The sequence below is a fragment of the Natronosalvus vescus genome, assembly GCF_023973145.1.
Taxonomy (GTDB): Archaea; Halobacteriota; Halobacteria; order Halobacteriales; family Natrialbaceae; genus Natronosalvus; species Natronosalvus vescus.
The window spans coordinates 2821828-2841120 of record NZ_CP099546.1; the positions used below are offsets into that span (position 1 = coordinate 2821828).

A 19293-nucleotide genomic window follows, 5' to 3' on the forward strand; every position below is an offset into this window, starting at 1 on the left:
TGCAAATGAGACTCCTCCACGTCGAAAAGAACCGAATGCAATGTCTCAAAATAATAGGCGATTGATCCCTCCCTTTCATGAACGAGAACGGTGTAGCGGCCGGAGATGCAGCTCACGCATCGATGCCAGGGGTTCGTCGCACTTGCCCTCGTCGTGGCGATCCTTGGGGCGACGTTCGCCAGGCCGATCCTGTTTGCCGGGAGCATACTGATCGGTGCGTGGGTGCTGGCAAACCAGGTTCAATTTTTCCATACACTCACCCAGATGGCCGATGACGTGACGATTCACCAGTGGCCCGAGCGCTCGAGCCTTCGAAAGGGCGAGGACGTCCAGGTGACGATTAGGGCGAGGCTGACCGAGCCGATGCCGTTGTCGCTTGCTATCGAAGCTGGCATGCCGACGGGCGCAGTGGCAAACGAACCCCTAACGGTCACCCTCGATCCACACGAACAGGATGCCACGCAAACGGCGTCGGTATCCTGGCCGGTTAGCGGCCGTCATCAGTTCGAGAGCGCGAGCGTGACCGCAACTGATGGGCTATTCGTCGAAACGCTTCCGATTGGACAGCAGCCGACCATCACCGTCGAACCGCTCGGATCACGCCACGTGCACGTCGGCGAAGGTGGTGACCGCTTCGCAGTCGCCTCGGGCGAACACCGAACGGGGCGTCTCGGGTCGGGCCTCGAGCCCGCCGAACTTCGAGAGTACGTTCCCGGCGAGACGGTCTCTCGAATCGATTGGAAGGCGACAGCACGGCTCGGAAAACCCTACGTTCGGAAGTACGAGGCCGAAACCCATCGACGGACGTTGATCGTCGTCGATCACCGATCAGGGCTGTCAATGGGGCCACCGGGGGAAACGAAACTCGATTATCTCCGTGAGGTCGCACTCGGTGTGGCATCTAGCGCCTACCAGCTCAGCGATCCAATGGGAGTGATCGCCGTCGGCGATGGGGGGATTACGGCACGAAACGAGATTTCCTCGAACGCCGAACAGTATTCCCTGATTCGACGGACGCTCCTGGAGCTCGAACCGACGGCTGCCCGTGATGGAGCGGACAATCAGCACGTAGAGCCAATTCGAACCTCGCCAGTTCTTGGTCGCCCCTCCAGCGAGTCGACTGCAAGCGATTCGAGGGGGGCACACGATGCCCCTCAATCCTGGTCGCGACGACCCACGGCGCCTGCCGAGAGGCGACGGGCACTGACCGACCTCAGCGGGGATGGCAGCGCGTTTGCTGCCGTACTCGAACCGTTCTACACTGCCCAGCGAACCTACCAGAAACAGATCGAGTCCAGGCCTCTATACAGCGCTCTCCGGGGTGAACTCACGACTGAGCCTGGTCGTCTCTGGACTGTTATTCTCACGGACGATTCGAACCTCGAGGAACTCTACGAGGCAGTCACGTTGGCGCGGTCTCGTGGAAACGACGTCCTGCTCGTCCTTGCGCCAACGGTTCTATTCGAACCGATGGAACTCGGTCGGATCGAACGAACCTACGACCGATATCACGCCTTCGAGGGGCATCGGCGCTCGTTTGCCCACATGGATGGCGTCACCGCACTCGAGGTGGCACCGGGAGACCGCCTTTCGGCCGTTCTCGGTAATGGGCGAACCAAACAACACCAATGAGTACTGACACCTTCCTCGAAGAACTCACTCGCCACGGATACGACGATTCACTGGTTGGCGTCGTGTATCTCGTTCTCACCGTGATTTTAGTCGCTCTTTCGGGCCCGTTCGGCCTGGTTGCTGGGCTCGTGACCGCTGCTACCTGGTACGCCCTTGGAACGCCCTTTGCCATCGCCGTTGGTCACATTGCTCTCATCGGTCTGTTTCCCGATGGTATTGGATTCGTCTCGTTCGTCCTCGTCGAAACGGCGTTTCTGGCCATTTTCCTCACAGAGGCACGATTGGTTCCGTCTCCCGTCCGATTTGGTGGTGTTGCATTCGCGAGTCTGCTCCTGCTGGGTGGTGGGGTCTGGCTCGGAATTAGTGTCCACTCACTCTGGATCGGTGCCGGACTCTTCATCGTGTTGTTCGTGAGTGGCCTCTACGTCGTCGCCCGATACGGACGTATTTCACTCGGACTCGTACCCGATAGTCTCGAGTCCGGTATCGAACACCGATCACGAAGCGGCCTACAATCGGATTCGAGTACAGACACAGAACCAGGTGGTGCGAATCGGACGGGGGCGGATTCTGAATCATGAGTCAACGCGACCTCCAGGACGACTCGGCACTGTCGAACGATTCGACCCCGGAACACGACGGGGAAGCTGACGATCGCCTCGAGCTCGTGGCCCAACTCGAGATGCTTACCGAAGAAAATCGTCGCCTGCAGGAAGCCTATGCTCGAAGCCGTCGATCCCAGTACCGACACACTGCGTTCGGACTGGCGATCCTCGGCATCGTCGCTGTTATCGGTGGCCTCCTGTTCCCCGATGGACGCGACGTATTGTTCGCTCTCGGGGGAACGGGGTTGTTCGGCGGGCTACTCACGTACTATCTGATGCCGAATCAGTTCGTCGCCGCTGATCTCAGCGAGCGGATGTACGCGACGATGGCCACGAACTACGCCGACATCGTCGACGAACTCGGGTTACGAGATGAGCGTATATACGTCCCGACGGGTGACTCCACGCTGGCCCGACTCTTCGTCCCACAGCGAGTCGAGTACGACCTTCCCGAGGATTTCTCCCGACCGATCGAGACGGCTGAGAGCCAGCGTGGACTGGTTCTAGTGGCAACCGGAACGGGACTGTTTCGCGAGTTCGAGCGGACGCTCGACGCTGAACTCGCCGCTGCACCGGTCGTTCTGGGGGAACAACTCAGCGACGGCCTCGTCGAAAGCCTCGAACTCGCACGGAGTGCCAACGCAGACGTCGATGTCGATGTCGAAGCGGCGGAAGGCCGAGCGACGGTCGCGGTGTCTGAGAGCGCGCTCGGCCCTGTGGATCGGTTCGATCATCCGATCGCGTCGTTCGTCGCCACGGGGTTTGCCATTGGACTCGACCACCCGATCACGCTCGAAGTTGCTGCAGGATCCACTCAGGAGGAGTGGTTGGTCACCTGTCGATGGGAGCTCGAAGCGGGCGCGACCGACGAAAACGACTGAGAGGCGTTGCTTCTCGAGTTTGGAATTGGGGTTCTGACTCCCTCGCTCATTTCCGCTCACCAGCCGGGGCTCATCTACCCGTCACCATATTGGCTCTGTGGATCGGCCACCGCTGAAACGTCGCTCACGTCCGCACCCGGTGGTTCGATCGTCTGAAGGATCTCACGAATGACGCTCGAGGGCTCGATGTCGCCAAGTTCGGCATCGGTGCCCAGGACGAGTCGGTGGACGAGAATGGGCACACCGAGCGCTTTCACGTCGTCGGGAATGACGTACTCTCGCCCGTGGATGGCCGCACGAGCCTTTGCTCCATTGAGAAATGCCAGTGTCGCCCGTGGCGACCCGCCGTGAGCTACGTCGGGGTGGGTACGACTGGCGTTGACAATATCGAGAATGTACTCCTTCACTGCAGAGGCGACGTGAACCTCTGTCGCAACCTTGCGTGCACTGAGGATACCCGTGGTCTCGACGGCCTGCTCGATGACCTCTGGCTCGAGATCTGGATCGTCGTCGAATCGATCGAGGAGTTCCCGTTCGTTCTCCCGGCTTGGGAGATCGACGGTGAGTTTGAACTGGAATCGATCCCGCTGTGCTTCCGGAAGTTCGAACACGCCTTCCATCTCGATCGGGTTTTGCGTCGCGATCACGAGAAACGGGGTTGGGAGCGACAGTGTATCACCTTCGATCGTTACGTGACGTTCTTGCATCGCCTCGAGGAGCGCACTCTGTGTCTTTGGCGTCGCTCGATTAATCTCGTCAGCGACGAGGACGTTAGTGAAGATGGGGCCCTGATGGAGTTCGAACTCGCCACTGTGTTGTCGGTACACCTGTGTCCCCGTGATGTCGGCCGGAAGGATGTCCGGCGTCATCTGGATCCGTCCGTATCCCAGGCCGGTGGCTCGAGCGAAGAGATTGGCGATGGTGGTTTTGGCGACGCCGGGGACGCCCTCGAGCAGAACGTGGCCTCTGGTCAACAGCGCAATCGTCAGGTGTTCGATGACTTCGTCGTTCCCCACGAGTACACCGTCTACTTCCCGTTGAATCGCTTCGTAGAGTGCCTGGGGGTCGGTCGCTTCGTCACCAGGTGTCGTGATCTCGCTCATCGATTTTACTCATCTTCCACGTGTGTGGTCACGTACTGTTGCCACGCGTTCGATACGTTCGTCGTCCCAGTCGGGGTATTTTAGGCGTAAGAATTCAAGACGTTCAGTATGGGTAAGCGTGGACGTTGCATCTGCGCGCTCGCGCTGAGATGACGGTCTTGGGAGTCTCTTCTGTGTTCGCTTCATCACGGAACGACCAGGTTTCCTCCAAATGGTGGCTACGGCTGCGACGCCGAGGCCGCCGAGCAGTAATTGGAGTGAGACGGATCCTCGGACGGTGAGTAACGCGCCAATAAGTGGCGGAACGTCATCTGATTTTGAGACGTCGATCAGGGCGTGGTCGTTCCCGGTGTAGAGTCCACGAACGAACGCGTCGTTATCCGGTTGGCCGATCATAGCGTTAATCACGAGACTCGGATCGCTGACGACGACCACCTGGCCGTCACCGACAGATTCGACCGTGGCGACTGGGTACGACTCGAGCGTTTCCACGTCCTCGAGATCGGTCGTCTCGTTTCCGAGATACGCGTATTCACTCGTCGCGACGAGTACCGTTGCGTTGCCGGGGTTGACCGCACTCGCGTAGTTGAGTGAGAGTTGATCTACTCCGTCGGTAAGCGGGTGGGTGGTGACGTCCGTTGCAATCGGCATCGTCGGCCCGTTCTGGTGGTTTCGTTCATCACGAAGCAGTTGGCCGTCTACCTGCGCTTCCGTCCCGAGACCGAAGAGGAGTTGGTCACCGCTCGTGCCGAAATTCTCGAGAACGACGAGGGTTCCGCCGCGATCGACAAACTGGCTAATTCGCTGGACGTCCGTTTCAGCGTAGGGTTCGTCTGGAGCGATAACGAAAGAGACCGTTTCATTTGGCTCGACCCTGTTGTAATCGGTAGTTCGGGTGGTGAGTTCGGTCTCGACGGTGGGGTCTGCCTCAAGTTGTGTACGGAAGTCGCTCGTCCCATCCCACGAGGGGTTGTAAGGGGCGAACGCTGCGGTGGAGGTTGCGGCGTAAAAGCCCACTGACGTCACTATTACGAACGCAAGAACTATGAGGAATATCGGTAGCCACGGGAGATCTCCTCGTCGAACGAGGAGTGATTGCCAATTCACGGCAATACCTCAGGTGGAATCATCATGTAGATACGTCGAATAACAATGAAAAGGAAGCCGGCAATTCCCACTAGAATAATCCACCTGAGACGCCCCTTCCACTTCGGGGTGACATTTATTGGCGAAGTCAGTTCCGTTACAACAAGGAGTCCTAAGAGTGATAGACTGAAGAAACCGGTATATGAAAATGAGCCCAACACAGAAAGGACGAATATCGTGCCTATCATCCACGCTAGTTGACCGTGGATGAGAGTCATACGTCGAGGGCTTTGCATCGCTCCAAATGAAAATCGGGTACCCTTGTAAAACTATAACAACACTGCTAGGGGAAAGCCACACTTTCCTTATGGGAGGTGGACGATCTCTCGAATTAAAATATGTATACCCATTGTCACTGGTGGCGGATGTGGTAATAGTAACCCTCCCTTATGATTTAACCCGGCGTTTTATTCGCAGAGAACCGTGTTGTGGAATAGTTACGGGCAGTTAATACCCTCTATAACTCCTGGACAGAAGCGAACAAACCACCTCAACTATGCATAGAGCAGGCTGCTAGCCACGTAGAATCCATACATGGCAGACAGAGAAGCTGATGAGATGAATTCCCCTCGATTACAACAGACACTTGGCCAAGAACCTTACAAAAAGGCGTCCGTTGCTGAACACTACGCGACCCTCGCCACAAACGGCGCATTACGAGCTCGAGAGGTGAAGGTGGTCAATAGGCATTTCGAAAACCGGGATGCACAGGTACTTGACCTCGGATGTGGAGCGGGAAGAACGACACAAGCGCTTGATCGCCGTGGATTTGATGTGATCGGGATCGACGTTAGCGAACCCATGGTAGAACTAGCGAACGAACTATTCGACCATCTAGATATCAGGGTTGGTGATGCAACCAACCTTGATTTTGGGGACGCTACGTTCGATTACATCCTGTTCTCCTGGGTGGGGATTGATTCGATTCGACCGCCTGATAAGCGGAAGCAAGCGCTACAGGAGATTTTCCGAGTATTAAAGCCAGGTGGCGTGTTCGCCGTCAGCACACATAATAATCTTTACGCACTCCCTGCGCTTTTCATCGATTGGAAGTATATCAGGAACTATTATTTCAAGAACGGTAATATTCGGAACTGGTGGTCAAGGTATAAAATAGATGACACGGATTTCGGTGTCCACAAATATATGGCCAACCCAGTTCACCACGTACGCCAACTCAGACAAACGGGCTTCGAACTCATCGAACTCATTGGACGGAGGGAGTCAATTGGGCGATACTTCGAAGGTCAACCGTACTATGTGGTTCGGAAACCCGCTAATATAAACGGATAGTTGAACTGTTGCTGAAGCCCAGTCTTTGATTTTTACGCTGTTTGCTCTCATTTACTAAGCCGCTGACACCAGATACACCTTTGTGACGTTAACGGTATGGCGTCTACGAAAACACGGAGAACGTAGAGTCTGACTTCCGATCAACACATCATAGAATATTGAGTTATGGATTCCGTAAAAGAAGAACTGAGACGTCGATTACCAGAGAGTACAGAACCAGCGATCGAGAAGATGGGATCAGCAAAAGACGATATGGGCTCAATACCTGGACAAGTGTTCCGTCGAATGCCTGATGGAACGAAACCACTCGTCCAGCACGGATATCATATACTCAATCCTGGTGCCTCGTGGGAAAACATGAGACGCCGTGAGCGTACACGCAAGCATTTCAAAAAGCTCATCGGAAATGAGGAATACGACAGGCTCTCAACAGAGTTCTTCGATGAAAGTGGTATTACAGATATTGTCATCTCAGCGATCAAAGAGGTTGGTGATGAGAAAGTCGTATTCGATACACATCGTGGAGTTGCTTCGCACGTCTATGCGCTCATTAGAACTCAAAAACCTGATCGGATTGTATCCACTGGCGTTTATAGTGGCGTCGGAACAGCCTCAATACTCCTCGCCCTGGACAAAAATAATCACGGAATGTTACATACCGTGGATGCCTCACTAACCCGCGGTACCGTAAACCGAACTCGGGGAGGCAGTGACTCTATCCGGGAACTTGATTTCGTGGAACGTGGTCGCCCATCTTGTTCGGAACACCGGAGCCACGAACTCCCGCCTGGGAAAGAGCCAGGCTGGATTATACCAGACAGACTTCGAGAGCGGTGGGAATCCAGACACGGATTTCCGCAGGACGTTTTACCAGAGCTATATACTGAGTTGCCAAAAATTGACATGTTCTACCACGATTCTGGACACTCGAAAAGTGGTATGCTATTTGAGTTTGAACTAGCGTGGAACTGGCTGAAACCTGGTGGGATGTTGATCTCGCCTCATATCGATCAGAATGATGCGTTTGGTGTGTTTGTGAATGAACACGATTGTCATCACGGATTGATTGAACACGATTATCTTGCATCTAGTGAGTATGACGAACCATGTAGTTGTGGCTATGCTGTTAAACTGAAGAATTGATGAATACTGGTGGCTAGTTCGTGTTGAATATTGACTATTTGTGAGCCAATTGTTCACCTACTACTATTTTAAAACATCACTTTTTTATATCCCTCAGAGATGATGTTCATAAACCGAGTCCCCTTCTCTATACCGTAGTATTGCTCCAGTTCAGGATTGAATTTTGATTTGTATTTACAAAGCCGAGGGGTATTCGCCCCGTGAAGATCATATGCTTTTACACCTCGCTTTTTAGCTTCTTTAATTATGTGCCAGTGCAGTATATCGTTTATGGGGAAATCAACATCAGGTATTGCACCCCCCTCCTGGAAATATATTGTCTCGCCGTCATCAAAGATTAAAATTCCAGCCACCCGTTCATCGTTGACGATACCAACGTACGGGCGAACCCACCCATCAGGAAAAATATTATATAAATCTAATAAAAAATCCTCTTTAACTGCATAGGTTTTATCCTGTGCCTCGTAACGGTCTCTCGTTTGTTGGTATATGAACCTGATCCCATCTTCTCCTTGTTCTTCGATCCGATACTGATCCTCATCCGGATCGAGATAGCGACGCAGTGATTTGGAAAACGACATTTTAATCTCATCGATATCACGAGTGACGTCGATACAGTAGGTGTATCGCGGGGTCAACGTAAACCCGTTCCAGGCGAACGGACGGGGATCGTCGTATGCCGGATGCGTTCGCATATAGACGTAGCTCGGACCGATCTCGTTGTCAAGCCAGGTAAGGCTATTTTCGATAAATCGTTTGTGTTGTTTTTCCTGTTTTCGTCGTTTAGGCGACGGGTTCCCGAGAAGGATCGGACCTTGGTACGGTAATCCCATCCTCGGAGCCGGTGAAAATGCCGTACTGATGCCGAACTTCTTAATCTCGACGAACGGTATTACGCCGATCGGTTCCTGGCCATTGTATCCGATCAGTCGTATCACAGTGCCATTAACGTGTTTGTCGACCGTTTCCAGAAAATCATGTAGATGAAAAATTGTCCCGGTTGGTGATCGGTCGATGTATCTATCCCACTCATCCGCTTCGCCAGTAAATTTCTCAACTTCAATCGTCATTTTCCAAGAGGCTGATTATTACGGTCAACTGACACGGTGCGCTGGGGACATGGGACAATATCGTAGGTCTTTGTCATTCGACACACCATATGCGAACAACACTGGAAAAAGTATAGCTTCGATTTGCACGTATAACGTGCCAATTAGAAGTGGAAAAGAGATATTGACGATAAAGTGTGAGATGAGGCCGGCTGATCCTTAAATCCGTCATCACCGAAATTTGAGGTGGTACTCGACCGGGAATAGGAAGCGAGGGTAAAGTGATTGAGGCCTACACGTACTTTCCATTAATGACCTCGAGACCCTGTTGTCGATAATCATTACCAGTTAACTCATCATGATGCTTCCCCTAATTGTTCTTGTGCAAGTTTTCTATGGAGCAGCGCCCCCCTTTCATTACCACTGAAAAGTCCATGCTCGCTCGAATTCCATGGTCAGGACGGTTCGTCCGGTAGATCCGTTAGCGTCCGATAATCTGTTATTTGTACCGATATTAGCTGGAACTGTCCACAGCATCTACAACCCTGCTCGCCATCTAAGCCTTCGATGGCAAACGGATTGGATGCACCCCAAAACCTGTCATGGCGGGAAAAGTTCACAGCGCTCTATCGTGTTGCGACCTTTCGCCCGCTCTATACTGCTGGTATTGTTGTGCTAAGCGCGTTCACCGCATTACTCGAAGGAATTGGATTGAGTTTCATCCTTCCGATCATTGAGTTGGCAGAGGGTGAGACGGATCCAAACGAGGCTGAAGGGCTATTACACGCGTTTGTCGTTGTCTATGAATCGATCGGCGTTCCGTTTACCCTAGGATATCTGATTGTTGGGGTAACTATTGTTATGACAGTTCGATACACCTCGACATTCTTAGTGTCGTGGTTACAAGGGGCCATCGAAACGTATTATATACGGCATCTGCAGTCAACAGCCTTCAATAACGCACTTGATGCGGAGATTTCGTACTTCGATCAAGAGGGATCAGACGATATTCTTAATGCAATTGTCACTCAAGCAGAATACGCTGGAAAAGTTATCCGGTATTCAATACGAACGTTTGAAGCGGTATTGCTATCGATTGTCTACGTGAGTATTGCGCTCTATCTGGCACCCATGTTAACCATCTTTGCAGCGGCTTTCCTTGGCTTCGTCACGTTTTTCTTTCGGTACGTCCTTGAAGCAGGGTACTCTATCGGTGATCGGGTAGCCGATGCGAATGAACGAGTTCAACAGGCCGCACAAGCCGGAACACAGGGCATTCGTGAGGTCAAACTTTTCGGTATCACTCGTGAACTCCAATCGCAATTCTCACGAGGTATCGATCAATTCACTCAATCGCGGATTAGGTTATTACGAAACGAGGCGGCGATCGGTAGTTACTACCAGTTAGCAACAGCAGTGGCTGTGTTCGTGTTAATTTACCTCGCACTCACCTGGACGACGCTGTCGATCGGTGCGCTGGGTGTTTTTCTCTTTGCGATGTTTCAACTCGGGCCGCAAATTAGCCAGTTGAACAGATATGCTTACAAAACCGAGGGGGAGTTACCACATCTAGTGCGAACGCAGGAGTTCGTGGATCGATTGCAAGCCAGTTCCGAAACGGACGAGGGAACGAGATCACTCTCCGAACAGATTAAAGAGATCAGGTTTGAAGACGTAACGTTCAGCTATGAGGAAACTGGCGAACAAGTCCTCAACTCCGTTTCGTTTGACGTAACTTGCGATCAGTTCGTCGCTTTCGTGGGTCAATCAGGCGCGGGCAAGTCGACAATTGCCTCGTTACTTACCAGAATGTACGATCCAGACTCTGGACGAATCACGGCCAATGGGATCCCGATCCAGGAGTTTGAGCTCTCGGCTTGGCGATCACGAGTCTCGATAGTTCAACAGGATCCGCATATTTTTAACGATACACTTAGGAGAAACATAACGCTAGGAAACCGCGAGGCATCACACGAAGAAATCGAACGGGTTAGTGAGATTGCTCAGGTGACTGAATTTTTAGATGGTCTGCCCAAAGGGTATGAGACGAAGCTCGGAGACGATGGGGTCAGATTGTCAGGTGGTCAACGCCAGCGCGTCGCACTTGCTCGAGCTCTGTTGAAAGACGCTGATCTGTTAATTCTTGATGAGGCGACGAGCGACCTCGATTCGACGATCGAACAGCGAGTACATGAAGGGATCGATGAGATGGATCGCGATTATGCAACGCTCGTCATAGCCCATCGCCTATCCACAGTTGTCAATGCTAATCAGATCTATACTATGGATGATGGACAGATAATCGAGTCCGGCGACCATAATCAACTCCTCGAGGAGGACGGACAATACGCGACGCTCTATGCAACGCAATCATCGTGATAGAGGTCTTCCGAAACGACCGCTCGGATGTCTGGATGAGAGAGGTGCCGTCGCTGGCGCGCAGTAAGCTGATTTACATCATCGAAACGAGTGATATCTGACCGGAGGTTATGCCAGTCTTTGTGCCTAATCATCACGATTACAGGAATTTGTGGAACACCCAGGATCTGTGCTATCGAGAGTCTGTGACGCCCACCACCACATCGGATCAACTCACCATTTCGCCCAATTGCGATCCGAAGCTCGTCTGGAAATCTCCGGTCGCCAATCCGTTTAGTTTTGGGTTCGCTGACGGCGACCTCGTCTCGGTAACGTTCACGAAGTTTCTGTTGAGGAACGTATCCAGACTTTCTCATATTCTCGTATAATTCGTCCAACTCACAACACCGACGTTCGACATCTTTGATACTCTGACAACCGTTCCAAGCCTGCTGACCTTGTTCAAGTTGGTTGACGGCTTGCCTATAGAGAGATGTCTCCTTCCAATCAGCATTATGATTGAACCGGGCAGTGAGTGACCGATATACTGGTGTTGCGGTAAAATCCGATCGGTACTTGTCCCACGGCCCGCCACAGACACCTATTAATGCGTTTTTTCCGACTGTCTGCAATATACTCCGAGGAATATCGAGACCGTATTGTACATCACGTGGGTTGACGTGAATCATCGTTGGTAGCGACGATGAGCCAACCAGTTGGGTCTCAATCCGCATACCCTTCGTGAGCACCCAAGACCATATAAAAAAGCCCACCTTCTCAGCAGTAGCTATAACTCCTTGCTCCTTTGCATGTTCATATACCCGTACCAAACGTTGTAGTATAACTTCGTCAATCTGGTTGGTGATGACCATTGGAATTGGTACCTCTTTGAGGGGAACAATGATGTGAGAATTTTCGCAGTGGTGAATATGGGTGTGAATCGGTAACCTCCCCAAACACAGTGAGTACGATCATTGTTCCACCTGGCGTTTGAATATCACTTCCGCCGAACCCCGGTGCGTTTCATCCGCGCAGTGGTTAAATAGTTCAGTGTAGGTTGTCATCATTGGATTTGAGACGTCCGTCGCCAGAACTAGTTCGAACTCACGATCTCGAAGGTCGTTCAATAGTTCTATGATCGGTTTGGTACCCACGCGGTGAGGATGAACCTCGAGAAAAATTATGAGATCTTTAGCGGTATCAAGTACGTTGGTTGCCCCCTTCATTACAGGCACTTCGAATCCCTCAAGGTCGAACCGAAGGACGTTAACGTCGCTTGGATTTAGATTTATCCCGTCGATGAAGCCATCAAGCGAACGTACTGGCACGTCGACCGTACGTCCATTATAGAGGTGTGCCATCTCATCTGGCGGCTCTAAGAGTGTGTGCCTGTTGGCGTGAGAGGATAAATGAAGTCGTTGATAGCCTTGCGTCTTTCCGATTGCTTGTTCGTGAATAACTACGTTCTCAAAACGATTTCGTATAACTCCCCGTCGTAGTGCCATCACGTTTTGGGGATCCGGTTCGATGGCATGAACCGTGGCATTCGGAAGCAGTGACGCCCCTTGAAATGCAAAATAGCCTTTATTGGCGCCGATGTCAAGTATCACTGGATCGGTGACTCGATCACCGAGGATCCGAAGTTCAGCTCGATAGGCGGCAGTCGCTGCTGCTTCGCGTTCACCCCAGTGTAACAGCTCGTGTGACAGACCGTCGTCAAGGGGGTCAAGGAATAACTCAAAGTCAGAAAACTCCTGGACGATTAATCCATCCTCGGCGCGGACATTCGAGAGGTACCATGTATAGAGGTTCGAACCTAACAGCTCCTCAGTGACCAATCCCACGAGGCCCTTGAACCGGCGCTTTCGAACAAGTTCACTTGCTGTACGAACCTTCCCGATCGCCATACGGCAACCTCACCGTCAATCGCATAAAGGCTTATTCAACCGAAAATGAACCTCTTCGCACACACTCTGTCAACTGATTACTGTAAACACCTACCGCCGAACTCCTGAAGCTTTTATGGGACTAAAAAAGATAAATCACGTTCGTTCTAAACCTTGTGCAATGATCAATACTCGAGTGGAATACCCCACTTGTCTCCGAGATGATATGCGAGTGCGTTTCGTTCGCTGAGTGCGAGTTCTCGGTCGTAGACACGCAGTTCGCTGATCCAGCCACGCATCGGTTTACCTCCGTCGTGACGGGCTCCGATCGTCAATCCCACCTGATCGTTTGAGCCGGCAGCCCCTTCGACAACAGCCCCATCGACGTGTAACGCGCTCTCGCTGCCATTGAACACGCATGTGAACACGTGAGCATTGTCATCGTTTGATTGGCCGATACCACCAGAGGCGCCCGACCACATCGTAAATGCGTTGTCATAATCCATGTCGAGGAACGCTCGCTCTTCAGAATCGCGCCCGCCGAAAGCGAAATTTCCACCATCGGGCTCGTCTGCTTGGGCTACCACAATGTAGGTGAACGGCTGAGTAAGATCGTCGCCAAACTCGTCAGTCTGTAGCCACTCGTCCCCGTCAAAGCGAAGCGCAGGGCTGGAATTCAAGCCTGAAGAGTCGTAGGCAGGTCTGTTTTCGCTGGACAATTGGACAGCATCCGAGGAACCTGCGCTGTCAGTCCAGGAACCGACCCGTTCCCCATCATCAGTCCCAGTTAATGACTGTGCATCGTACTGCGAAACTAAGCCTTCGACCAGCGGTGACGACGACCCCTTCGTCCCATCAGCCGGCCAAAAGGTACGTACTTCACCATCGACACGTGCCTCTGCTCGGCTAACCTCCTGAAGTCCACCGTCAGAGCGGATGCCGATCCGTTGTACGTGACGGAGTTCACCATCATATCGAACCTGCGGGACAGAATTCGACGATGGCGGTTCATCGGGATAATCCTCGATGGATATTTCCTCACCTGAAACGAACAAGCCGTCTGGTTCGCGATCTGCCCGTATTGCTACGATCTCACCATCGAAGAAGAACCCATCAATGTCCTCACCTTCGAAGGTTCCGCGGGCATGCCAGTGGCTGCCATCAAAGTGAATGCCGACCGTTTCGTTATATGTTGCTTGACTCCAATCTGACTGGACGATAATGTCGTTCGTGATTATCTCGTACTCGAGGATTTCATCGTCTGAATGAATCGTCAAATTATCGCCATAATCGCTTTCGTTATCGGGATCCTCGAAATATGGATCTTCGTCGTAGTTTGGAGAGTTTGTGGAGTCATCTGATTGGTCGCCCCACCAGCGACGTTCACTCGTTGCTATGTCACAGCCTGCTCCCGAACATTCCGTCCCACCGAGTTCGTTCTCTTTCGTCCCGTTCCCGGTAATGTGGATTCCTTCACCTGTCCAATTGTTTGTCCGATCTTCATTAAATCGGACAGCTAAATCTGTGGTACCACTTTCATCAATGTGGAGTCGACAGTTCCCTACGTAGCCATCGTTAGCGACGATACTGGCATCTCGAGGCGTTATCTGCAGTGGTCGACGTCCATATTCGTCAAAAAGAGCGATATCAACGTCTTCGATGTGGATATTGTCGCCTGGTTCACGCACCCAGAGCGAGCGATGACCCGATCCATATGGATTATCAGAATCTTGTACGATGGTACAGCCAATTACGGAGTCATTTGGACCGCCAGGGCGGATTTGAGAGATGGCATTGTTGCGAAAGAGTCCACCTCTGATGTGGGTGGATCCACCATTCCCGTAACTCTCGTACGTGCGACCAGGACTAGAAAAGTACGCACCGTTATCGGCAAAGTTCTGGACGACGTTATCGATGATCCAGAGTTCACCAGTGTGTCGACCGTGGACATAGTAGCCTGAAGCGCTCGAGGATCCGTAATGAGTTGGGTGGACGCCATCAGGACGCTCTATCCGATCAAAAACAAGCGTCCCGCTCGAACTGTCGGAATATGGTGTGAGTGTACCACTGTCTGCAACCCCGCCCTCAAAGCGGAAGTTCCGAAACTCAAAGGTGACATTCGAGGATGAACTCGAGATCCCCCACTGTGGATCAAAATCAATAGGTGGGTCTTCAAGTTGGATCGTAACGAGACCGTCACCTTCAAGGATTGTATCACTCGAAATACCAGTCAAGTTCCACGATCTGTAATTTGCAGTGGTATAGGTACCTTGTGGGACGATGATATGGACGCCATCGGTGAGGTACTCATCAAGGTACGGGTCAATGCGGTCTCCCTCAGAGAGCCCTACATTACCGAGGTTTATCGTACTGCCGGGTGGATCTGCAGGATTATAGTTTGCCATTGGTTTGTATTTTGATTGAAAGCTGCAATCGTATTCAGAGGTTATCAGGTTCGTGTACGTTAGAGTGGGCAATATTGGCTTTTATTAGCAAGGGTACGTGACCCACCTCACACATAAAAGACAATATCGCCGTCGTGTTGAGTTGGGTCGTCGCTTCCGTCTTCAACGACGTAGATATCTCCGGAGAGTGAGCTGATCGGTTCGGTGCGGTCAACTACGTCACCGTCGAGTTTCGCTGGTGCAATCGTTTCACCAGCGTGGTCGTGATCCGAATCAGATTTCTTCTCGAGTTCTTCTTTGATCCCTTCTATATCTCTGCCAATGTGGTTGAAGTTTTCGTTGAGTGGTTCATGCCAATTTTCGGTACCAGCACTTGGAGTGTTATATCGGTCAGACATCTATCTGTTAGTCAGTGTTGATTGGTAAGACCCTGTTTATTAATTCGTTCTTGTTATAAGATGGGGTGGGTATTGTTCTGGCAAACAATCAGTGTAAGCACGCTGCAAGAAAGAAAGCAGTTGTTGACACATGAAACAAATGACTAGGATGATATCCACATACCAACGTGACTATCCATGACCAAGTGGTCTATCTTGATCGGTTCAAGTGATAGAATAGTGACGGCAGCTTATTGGAGACTCCGATCATTTAACACCATGTTCTCCACCAGAACGTGGCGGACAAGGGAACAACGAAGCTAGTATTCCTTATGGAAATAGGATTTGTTCATCCAGGATCACCAACCGCAGAGGGAGTCGGTTCGAACAACAGTGCAACAAAGATCGTACAAGAACTCGTAGATCGGGGCCACGATATCACAGTCTTTGCGCTGTATCCAGGAGATGCTTCGTCAAACAGTCGTGAATATGATCTCGAAGTCCTCGACCTTGGAAGCGATTACACTTCTAAACTACAACGAGGTCAAGTATTAGAGAAGAAGCTGAAACGTCGGGTTCGACAATTCGAGACATTTGACGTAGCCCACGCGTACGCGCCATTAGCGGTGCCAGGGATGGCCCATATTGCGAAGTATACCTCCACTCCCACCGTGATTGGACTCAACGCCTACGATGCCATCTGTCCGAAAAAAGATCTCCTCCACATGAACGAAACGCGATGTTCGGGAAATGGCGTCGCTAAGTGTACAAAATGTATCACTCACTCCGCCGTTACGTCCCCACTATACGAGACATGTTCTCCGTTGATGTACGCGCCGACGTTTGGATATTTAACACTCCGTCGATTCAACACCCTTCGCCATGTCCTCCGTTCAGAAAAGGTTGCAAATGAGATCGATGCATATCATACATTGTCACCTCACCTCAAAGAAAAGTACGTCAACTTTGGCTTCCCTGAATCGAAATTCCACATCATTCCAAATCTCCTCGATGAGCGGTTTTTAGTCGATCAACCGACCGATTCCGCCAGCCCACCGTATCAGTTACTTTATGTTGGATCACTTCTCGAGAAGAAAGGCGTCCGAAAACTGCTCCCAATGTTTGAACGGTTACACGCGCGGTCGCCAAATGAGTACACACTCACGATTGCTGGTGACGGACCGTGGCAATCATCACTTGAGGCCGAAGTCAAAAAGCGAGGCCTTACTAGCCATGTGGCGGTTCTCGGGAGGGTTCCATATAGCAACGTTCCATCCTTATACGGCGCTCACGATCTCTTTGTGTATCCCGGCAGATGGGATGAACCGTTTGCACGGGTCTTCTTAGAGGCGCTTGCATCGGGGACGCCAATCGTTGGCAGTGATGTCGGCGACCTTAAACAGATTGTGGGGGATGCCGGAGTCGTGACCGATGGTACGCCGGAATCGCTTGCCGATGAAATTACCCGCTTAATTGCAGCGGACGCGTTGCCAGCGATGTCTTCGGCGGCAGTGAATCGCGCAAAGATTTACCAGCCAACAGATGTGATTGATAGGTACGAAGAACTGTACGAGATACTGACTTAATTCTGACACGTCTTAATCCAATCTCGGTGCGTTATCGCTTTCATCTGCAGCATGAACATAGTACAAGACGTAATCGTGGTTGGAATACACTCGATTTATTTCACTCTCCCTTTCTATATATTCGAAATCATTATATGAGAATCTAAAACCGTTGTATAACCCAGCATCTCGATCCCTGTCAATGGAGGGAACAGGCAGATATTTATCATCGGTCAATGCCCCAGGGAGGTTTTGGTTGGCAAAGTGATCCGGGGAGTAGTTACTCGAAAACCTTGCTGAGTGTCCATATATTGCCTGGCTGTATCGACTTGGTGAGACTCGGACGCGGGTGTACTCCATGTCATCATCAGCATGCGTGAAGGTTCGGTCAAATCCCTGCATATGCCCCTGGGACACGTGAGGATTCGCCTGAAAAATAAACGGAGAGAGATGTACCACAGGGATGGACAAGAACAAGAACCCGAGAAGGACAATCACAAGCGCAGTCTTCGCATGGCCCACGGATAATCGATTGCGAGAGAGCGTGTACAAATGGTACAAGCCAATACTACCAATGAACGTTGCGATAGCCATCATAAATCCAAGGTGACGAAAATACTGAGTTGAAAACGTCATATAGAAGAAAAAGAGTAACCCGATAGGGAGGAGACCGATACCTAAGTAGACTACTACGGTGTTGTAGATGAGGTTCTCGCGCGGTGATACCCGGATTTCAATCGTTCTCGCGAGTTGGAGTGTGACTATAGTGGCAACTATTATACAATAGATAAGGGTGACGAAAAATAACCTGAGAAACAGTTCCGAGATATCTGCTCCGATAGCGACCAGAGAACCGGAGATCCTGTCGACGTCGCCAGTGGTCCCGGTATCAACAAATAGCGAAAGAAGAAGGCCAGAAATACTTCGTTCGAAACGACTTCGCATGGCCACCCAAAGCCAAAAAACGATCGCAAACGCCGTTGTCAAACTCACTAATGAGAAATCGACGTTTTGTTGGGTTGACCGGAAATAATGGGTCGCAAGGTGAAACATTACCACACCCCCAAATAGAATCAAGACATTCGCCGCTTGTTGAGGGTGAATCGTCATCAACGAAAGGAAACAGAGCGTAACAAGCAGAAAACCCCGTGGACGATGACTCTCCATCAAATAGACGTACATGTACAAAAATAGGGGTAAGAAAAATAATGCTGCAGTTGTCGGATATGGTCGCATGAAGACGCCTGCCTGTGTTATCTGGTTTACTGGCAGAATCATTAAGGCACTCATTGACCCTATCATCACAAGAACCCAAGCATTATGTAAACGGCGCAGGGTCAACGGAACAAAGAGAAAGAAAACAAGTGCGTAAAACGCTGGTAGAAGCATGAATGAATTTTCAAGGCCGTAGCCGAGAAGGTAATCGAACTGTAGTGAATGGAGCATAATTGCAGGATACATCGTATCCATCGGCATGAACAGCCCTTCTCTCATTTCCTTCGCAATGCCTAGATACGTCATCGGGTCACCGGAGCCGTAGTACTCGTATCCCCGGATTGACGGCAAGGCCACGATGACGAACATCGTAATCGGTCCAAGTAAAAATCCCACCCATCGGTTGAGCCGATTTGATGAGAAGACGGCGACTACAGTGCCACACGTAAGCGCGATTGTAGCACAGATCCAGAACCAAATCGGAGTAGCACTATATATCGAAAGCTCGTACTGCGTGGCGGGATTCCATCTCACGTGGAGAGTCCCAATAGTCAAAGCAAGAAAACTCCCGATCAAAGCAACTTTATAAATATAGTTGTTCATACTGGCTCTCTACCGTGTATCTTTTTCGTCAA

General features: G+C 51.3%; 15 protein-coding genes. 7 read left to right on the top strand and 8 right to left on the bottom strand.

Annotation, left to right across the window (positions count from 1 at the left end; translation table 11 throughout):
* Nucleotides 1–105 precede the first annotated feature (105 nt).
* Genes NGM68_RS13620 through NGM68_RS13630 form a run of 3 tightly spaced genes read left to right on the top strand, consistent with a single transcriptional unit; the run spans nucleotide 106 to nucleotide 3118 of the window.
* Complete coding sequence (locus NGM68_RS13620) at nucleotides 106–1632, top strand: DUF58 domain-containing protein (protein ID WP_252698782.1); 1527 nt, start codon at nucleotides 106–108, stop codon at nucleotides 1630–1632.
* Nucleotides 1629–2213, top strand: coding sequence for a DUF8163 family membrane protein (locus tag NGM68_RS13625; protein WP_252698783.1), 585 nt, complete (start codon nucleotides 1629–1631; stop codon nucleotides 2211–2213). The genes NGM68_RS13620 and NGM68_RS13625 overlap by 4 nt, the downstream gene beginning before the upstream one ends.
* Nucleotides 2210–3118 (top strand): DUF7982 domain-containing protein, encoded by a 909-nt coding sequence (locus NGM68_RS13630; RefSeq protein WP_252698784.1) that lies wholly within the window; start codon nucleotides 2210–2212, stop codon nucleotides 3116–3118. The genes NGM68_RS13625 and NGM68_RS13630 overlap by 4 nt, the downstream gene beginning before the upstream one ends.
* 74 nt (nucleotides 3119–3192) lie before the next feature.
* Here NGM68_RS13630 and NGM68_RS13635 read toward each other — a convergent pair whose 3' ends face one another.
* The 3 genes from NGM68_RS13635 to NGM68_RS18410 all read right to left on the bottom strand — a co-directional run bounded on the left by NGM68_RS13635 (nucleotide 3193) and on the right by NGM68_RS18410 (nucleotide 5603).
* Nucleotides 3193–4221: an AAA family ATPase gene (locus NGM68_RS13635; RefSeq protein WP_252698785.1), complete on the bottom strand. Its 1029-nt coding sequence runs from the start codon at nucleotides 4219–4221 to the stop codon at nucleotides 3193–3195.
* A gap of 9 nt (nucleotides 4222–4230) precedes the next feature.
* A complete protein-coding gene (locus tag NGM68_RS13640) occupies nucleotides 4231–5247 on the bottom strand; it encodes a DUF4350 domain-containing protein (RefSeq protein WP_252698786.1) in 1017 nt (338 codons plus the stop codon).
* A gap of 77 nt (nucleotides 5248–5324) precedes the next feature.
* Nucleotides 5325–5603 (bottom strand): DUF8044 family membrane protein, encoded by a 279-nt coding sequence (locus tag NGM68_RS18410; protein ID WP_484549495.1) that lies wholly within the window; start codon nucleotides 5601–5603, stop codon nucleotides 5325–5327.
* A gap of 298 nt (nucleotides 5604–5901) precedes the next feature.
* On the opposite strand from NGM68_RS18410, the gene NGM68_RS13650 reads away from it, so the two are divergent.
* Nucleotides 5902–6660: a class I SAM-dependent methyltransferase gene (locus NGM68_RS13650; protein WP_252698788.1), complete on the top strand. Its 759-nt coding sequence runs from the start codon at nucleotides 5902–5904 to the stop codon at nucleotides 6658–6660.
* A gap of 165 nt (nucleotides 6661–6825) precedes the next feature.
* Nucleotides 6826–7803, top strand: a complete 978-nt coding sequence (locus NGM68_RS13655; RefSeq protein WP_252698789.1) for a class I SAM-dependent methyltransferase — start codon at nucleotides 6826–6828, stop codon at nucleotides 7801–7803.
* A gap of 68 nt (nucleotides 7804–7871) precedes the next feature.
* Here NGM68_RS13655 and NGM68_RS13660 read toward each other — a convergent pair whose 3' ends face one another.
* On the bottom strand, nucleotides 7872–8873 hold the full coding sequence (locus NGM68_RS13660) for a GNAT family N-acetyltransferase (RefSeq protein WP_252698790.1): 1002 nt from the start codon (nucleotides 8871–8873) through the stop codon (nucleotides 7872–7874).
* Nucleotides 8874–9419: 546 nt separating this feature from the next.
* On the opposite strand from NGM68_RS13660, the gene NGM68_RS13665 reads away from it, so the two are divergent.
* Nucleotides 9420–11231 carry an ABC transporter ATP-binding protein gene (locus tag NGM68_RS13665; protein WP_252698791.1) on the top strand — a complete coding sequence of 604 codons (1812 nt, stop codon included), beginning with the start codon at nucleotides 9420–9422 and terminating at the stop codon, nucleotides 11229–11231.
* A 950-nt stretch (nucleotides 11232–12181) separates the two neighbouring features.
* On the opposite strand, the gene NGM68_RS13670 is transcribed toward NGM68_RS13665, so the two are convergent.
* From NGM68_RS13670 to NGM68_RS13680, 3 genes are all read right to left on the bottom strand, one after another.
* Nucleotides 12182–13117: an FkbM family methyltransferase gene (locus NGM68_RS13670; protein ID WP_252698792.1), complete on the bottom strand. Its 936-nt coding sequence runs from the start codon at nucleotides 13115–13117 to the stop codon at nucleotides 12182–12184.
* A 164-nt stretch (nucleotides 13118–13281) separates the two neighbouring features.
* Nucleotides 13282–15501, bottom strand: coding sequence for a LamG domain-containing protein (locus tag NGM68_RS13675; RefSeq protein ID WP_252698793.1), 2220 nt, complete (start codon nucleotides 15499–15501; stop codon nucleotides 13282–13284).
* Between the two features lie 107 nt (nucleotides 15502–15608).
* The gene (locus NGM68_RS13680; RefSeq protein WP_252698794.1) at nucleotides 15609–15899 is read right to left on the bottom strand and encodes a hypothetical protein; all 291 of its coding nucleotides are present in this window, start codon (nucleotides 15897–15899) and stop codon (nucleotides 15609–15611) included.
* 275 nt (nucleotides 15900–16174) lie between these two features.
* On the opposite strand from NGM68_RS13680, the gene NGM68_RS13685 reads away from it, so the two are divergent.
* Nucleotides 16175–17464: a glycosyltransferase family 4 protein gene (locus NGM68_RS13685; RefSeq protein WP_252698795.1), complete on the top strand. Its 1290-nt coding sequence runs from the start codon at nucleotides 16175–16177 to the stop codon at nucleotides 17462–17464.
* 12 nt (nucleotides 17465–17476) lie between these two features.
* Here NGM68_RS13685 and NGM68_RS13690 read toward each other — a convergent pair whose 3' ends face one another.
* Nucleotides 17477–19261, bottom strand: a complete 1785-nt coding sequence (locus NGM68_RS13690; RefSeq protein ID WP_252698796.1) for a hypothetical protein — start codon at nucleotides 19259–19261, stop codon at nucleotides 17477–17479.
* Nucleotides 19262–19293: the final 32 nt, after the last annotated feature.

Bases quoted from the DNA above. Each gene is read 5' to 3' on its own strand.
- NGM68_RS13635 (WP_252698785.1), bottom strand. From the start codon at position 4,221: ATGAGCGAGATCACGACACCTGGTGACGAAGCGACCGACCCCCAGGCA.
- NGM68_RS13650 (WP_252698788.1), top strand. From the start codon at position 5,902: ATGGCAGACAGAGAAGCTGATGAGATGAATTCCCCTCGATTACAACAG.
- NGM68_RS13670 (WP_252698792.1), bottom strand. From the start codon at position 13,117: ATGGCGATCGGGAAGGTTCGTACAGCAAGTGAACTTGTTCGAAAGCGC.
- NGM68_RS13675 (WP_252698793.1), bottom strand. From the start codon at position 15,501: ATGGCAAACTATAATCCTGCAGATCCACCCGGCAGTACGATAAACCTC.
- NGM68_RS13690 (WP_252698796.1), bottom strand. From the start codon at position 19,261: ATGAACAACTATATTTATAAAGTTGCTTTGATCGGGAGTTTTCTTGCT.
- NGM68_RS13620 (WP_252698782.1), top strand. From the start codon at position 106: ATGCAGCTCACGCATCGATGCCAGGGGTTCGTCGCACTTGCCCTCGTC.
- NGM68_RS18410 (WP_484549495.1), bottom strand. From the start codon at position 5,603: ATGCAAAGCCCTCGACGTATGACTCTCATCCACGGTCAACTAGCGTGG.
- NGM68_RS13625 (WP_252698783.1), top strand. From the start codon at position 1,629: ATGAGTACTGACACCTTCCTCGAAGAACTCACTCGCCACGGATACGAC.
- NGM68_RS13630 (WP_252698784.1), top strand. From the start codon at position 2,210: ATGAGTCAACGCGACCTCCAGGACGACTCGGCACTGTCGAACGATTCG.
- NGM68_RS13655 (WP_252698789.1), top strand. From the start codon at position 6,826: ATGGATTCCGTAAAAGAAGAACTGAGACGTCGATTACCAGAGAGTACA.
- NGM68_RS13660 (WP_252698790.1), bottom strand. From the start codon at position 8,873: ATGACGATTGAAGTTGAGAAATTTACTGGCGAAGCGGATGAGTGGGAT.
- NGM68_RS13680 (WP_252698794.1), bottom strand. From the start codon at position 15,899: ATGTCTGACCGATATAACACTCCAAGTGCTGGTACCGAAAATTGGCAT.
- NGM68_RS13665 (WP_252698791.1), top strand. From the start codon at position 9,420: ATGGCAAACGGATTGGATGCACCCCAAAACCTGTCATGGCGGGAAAAG.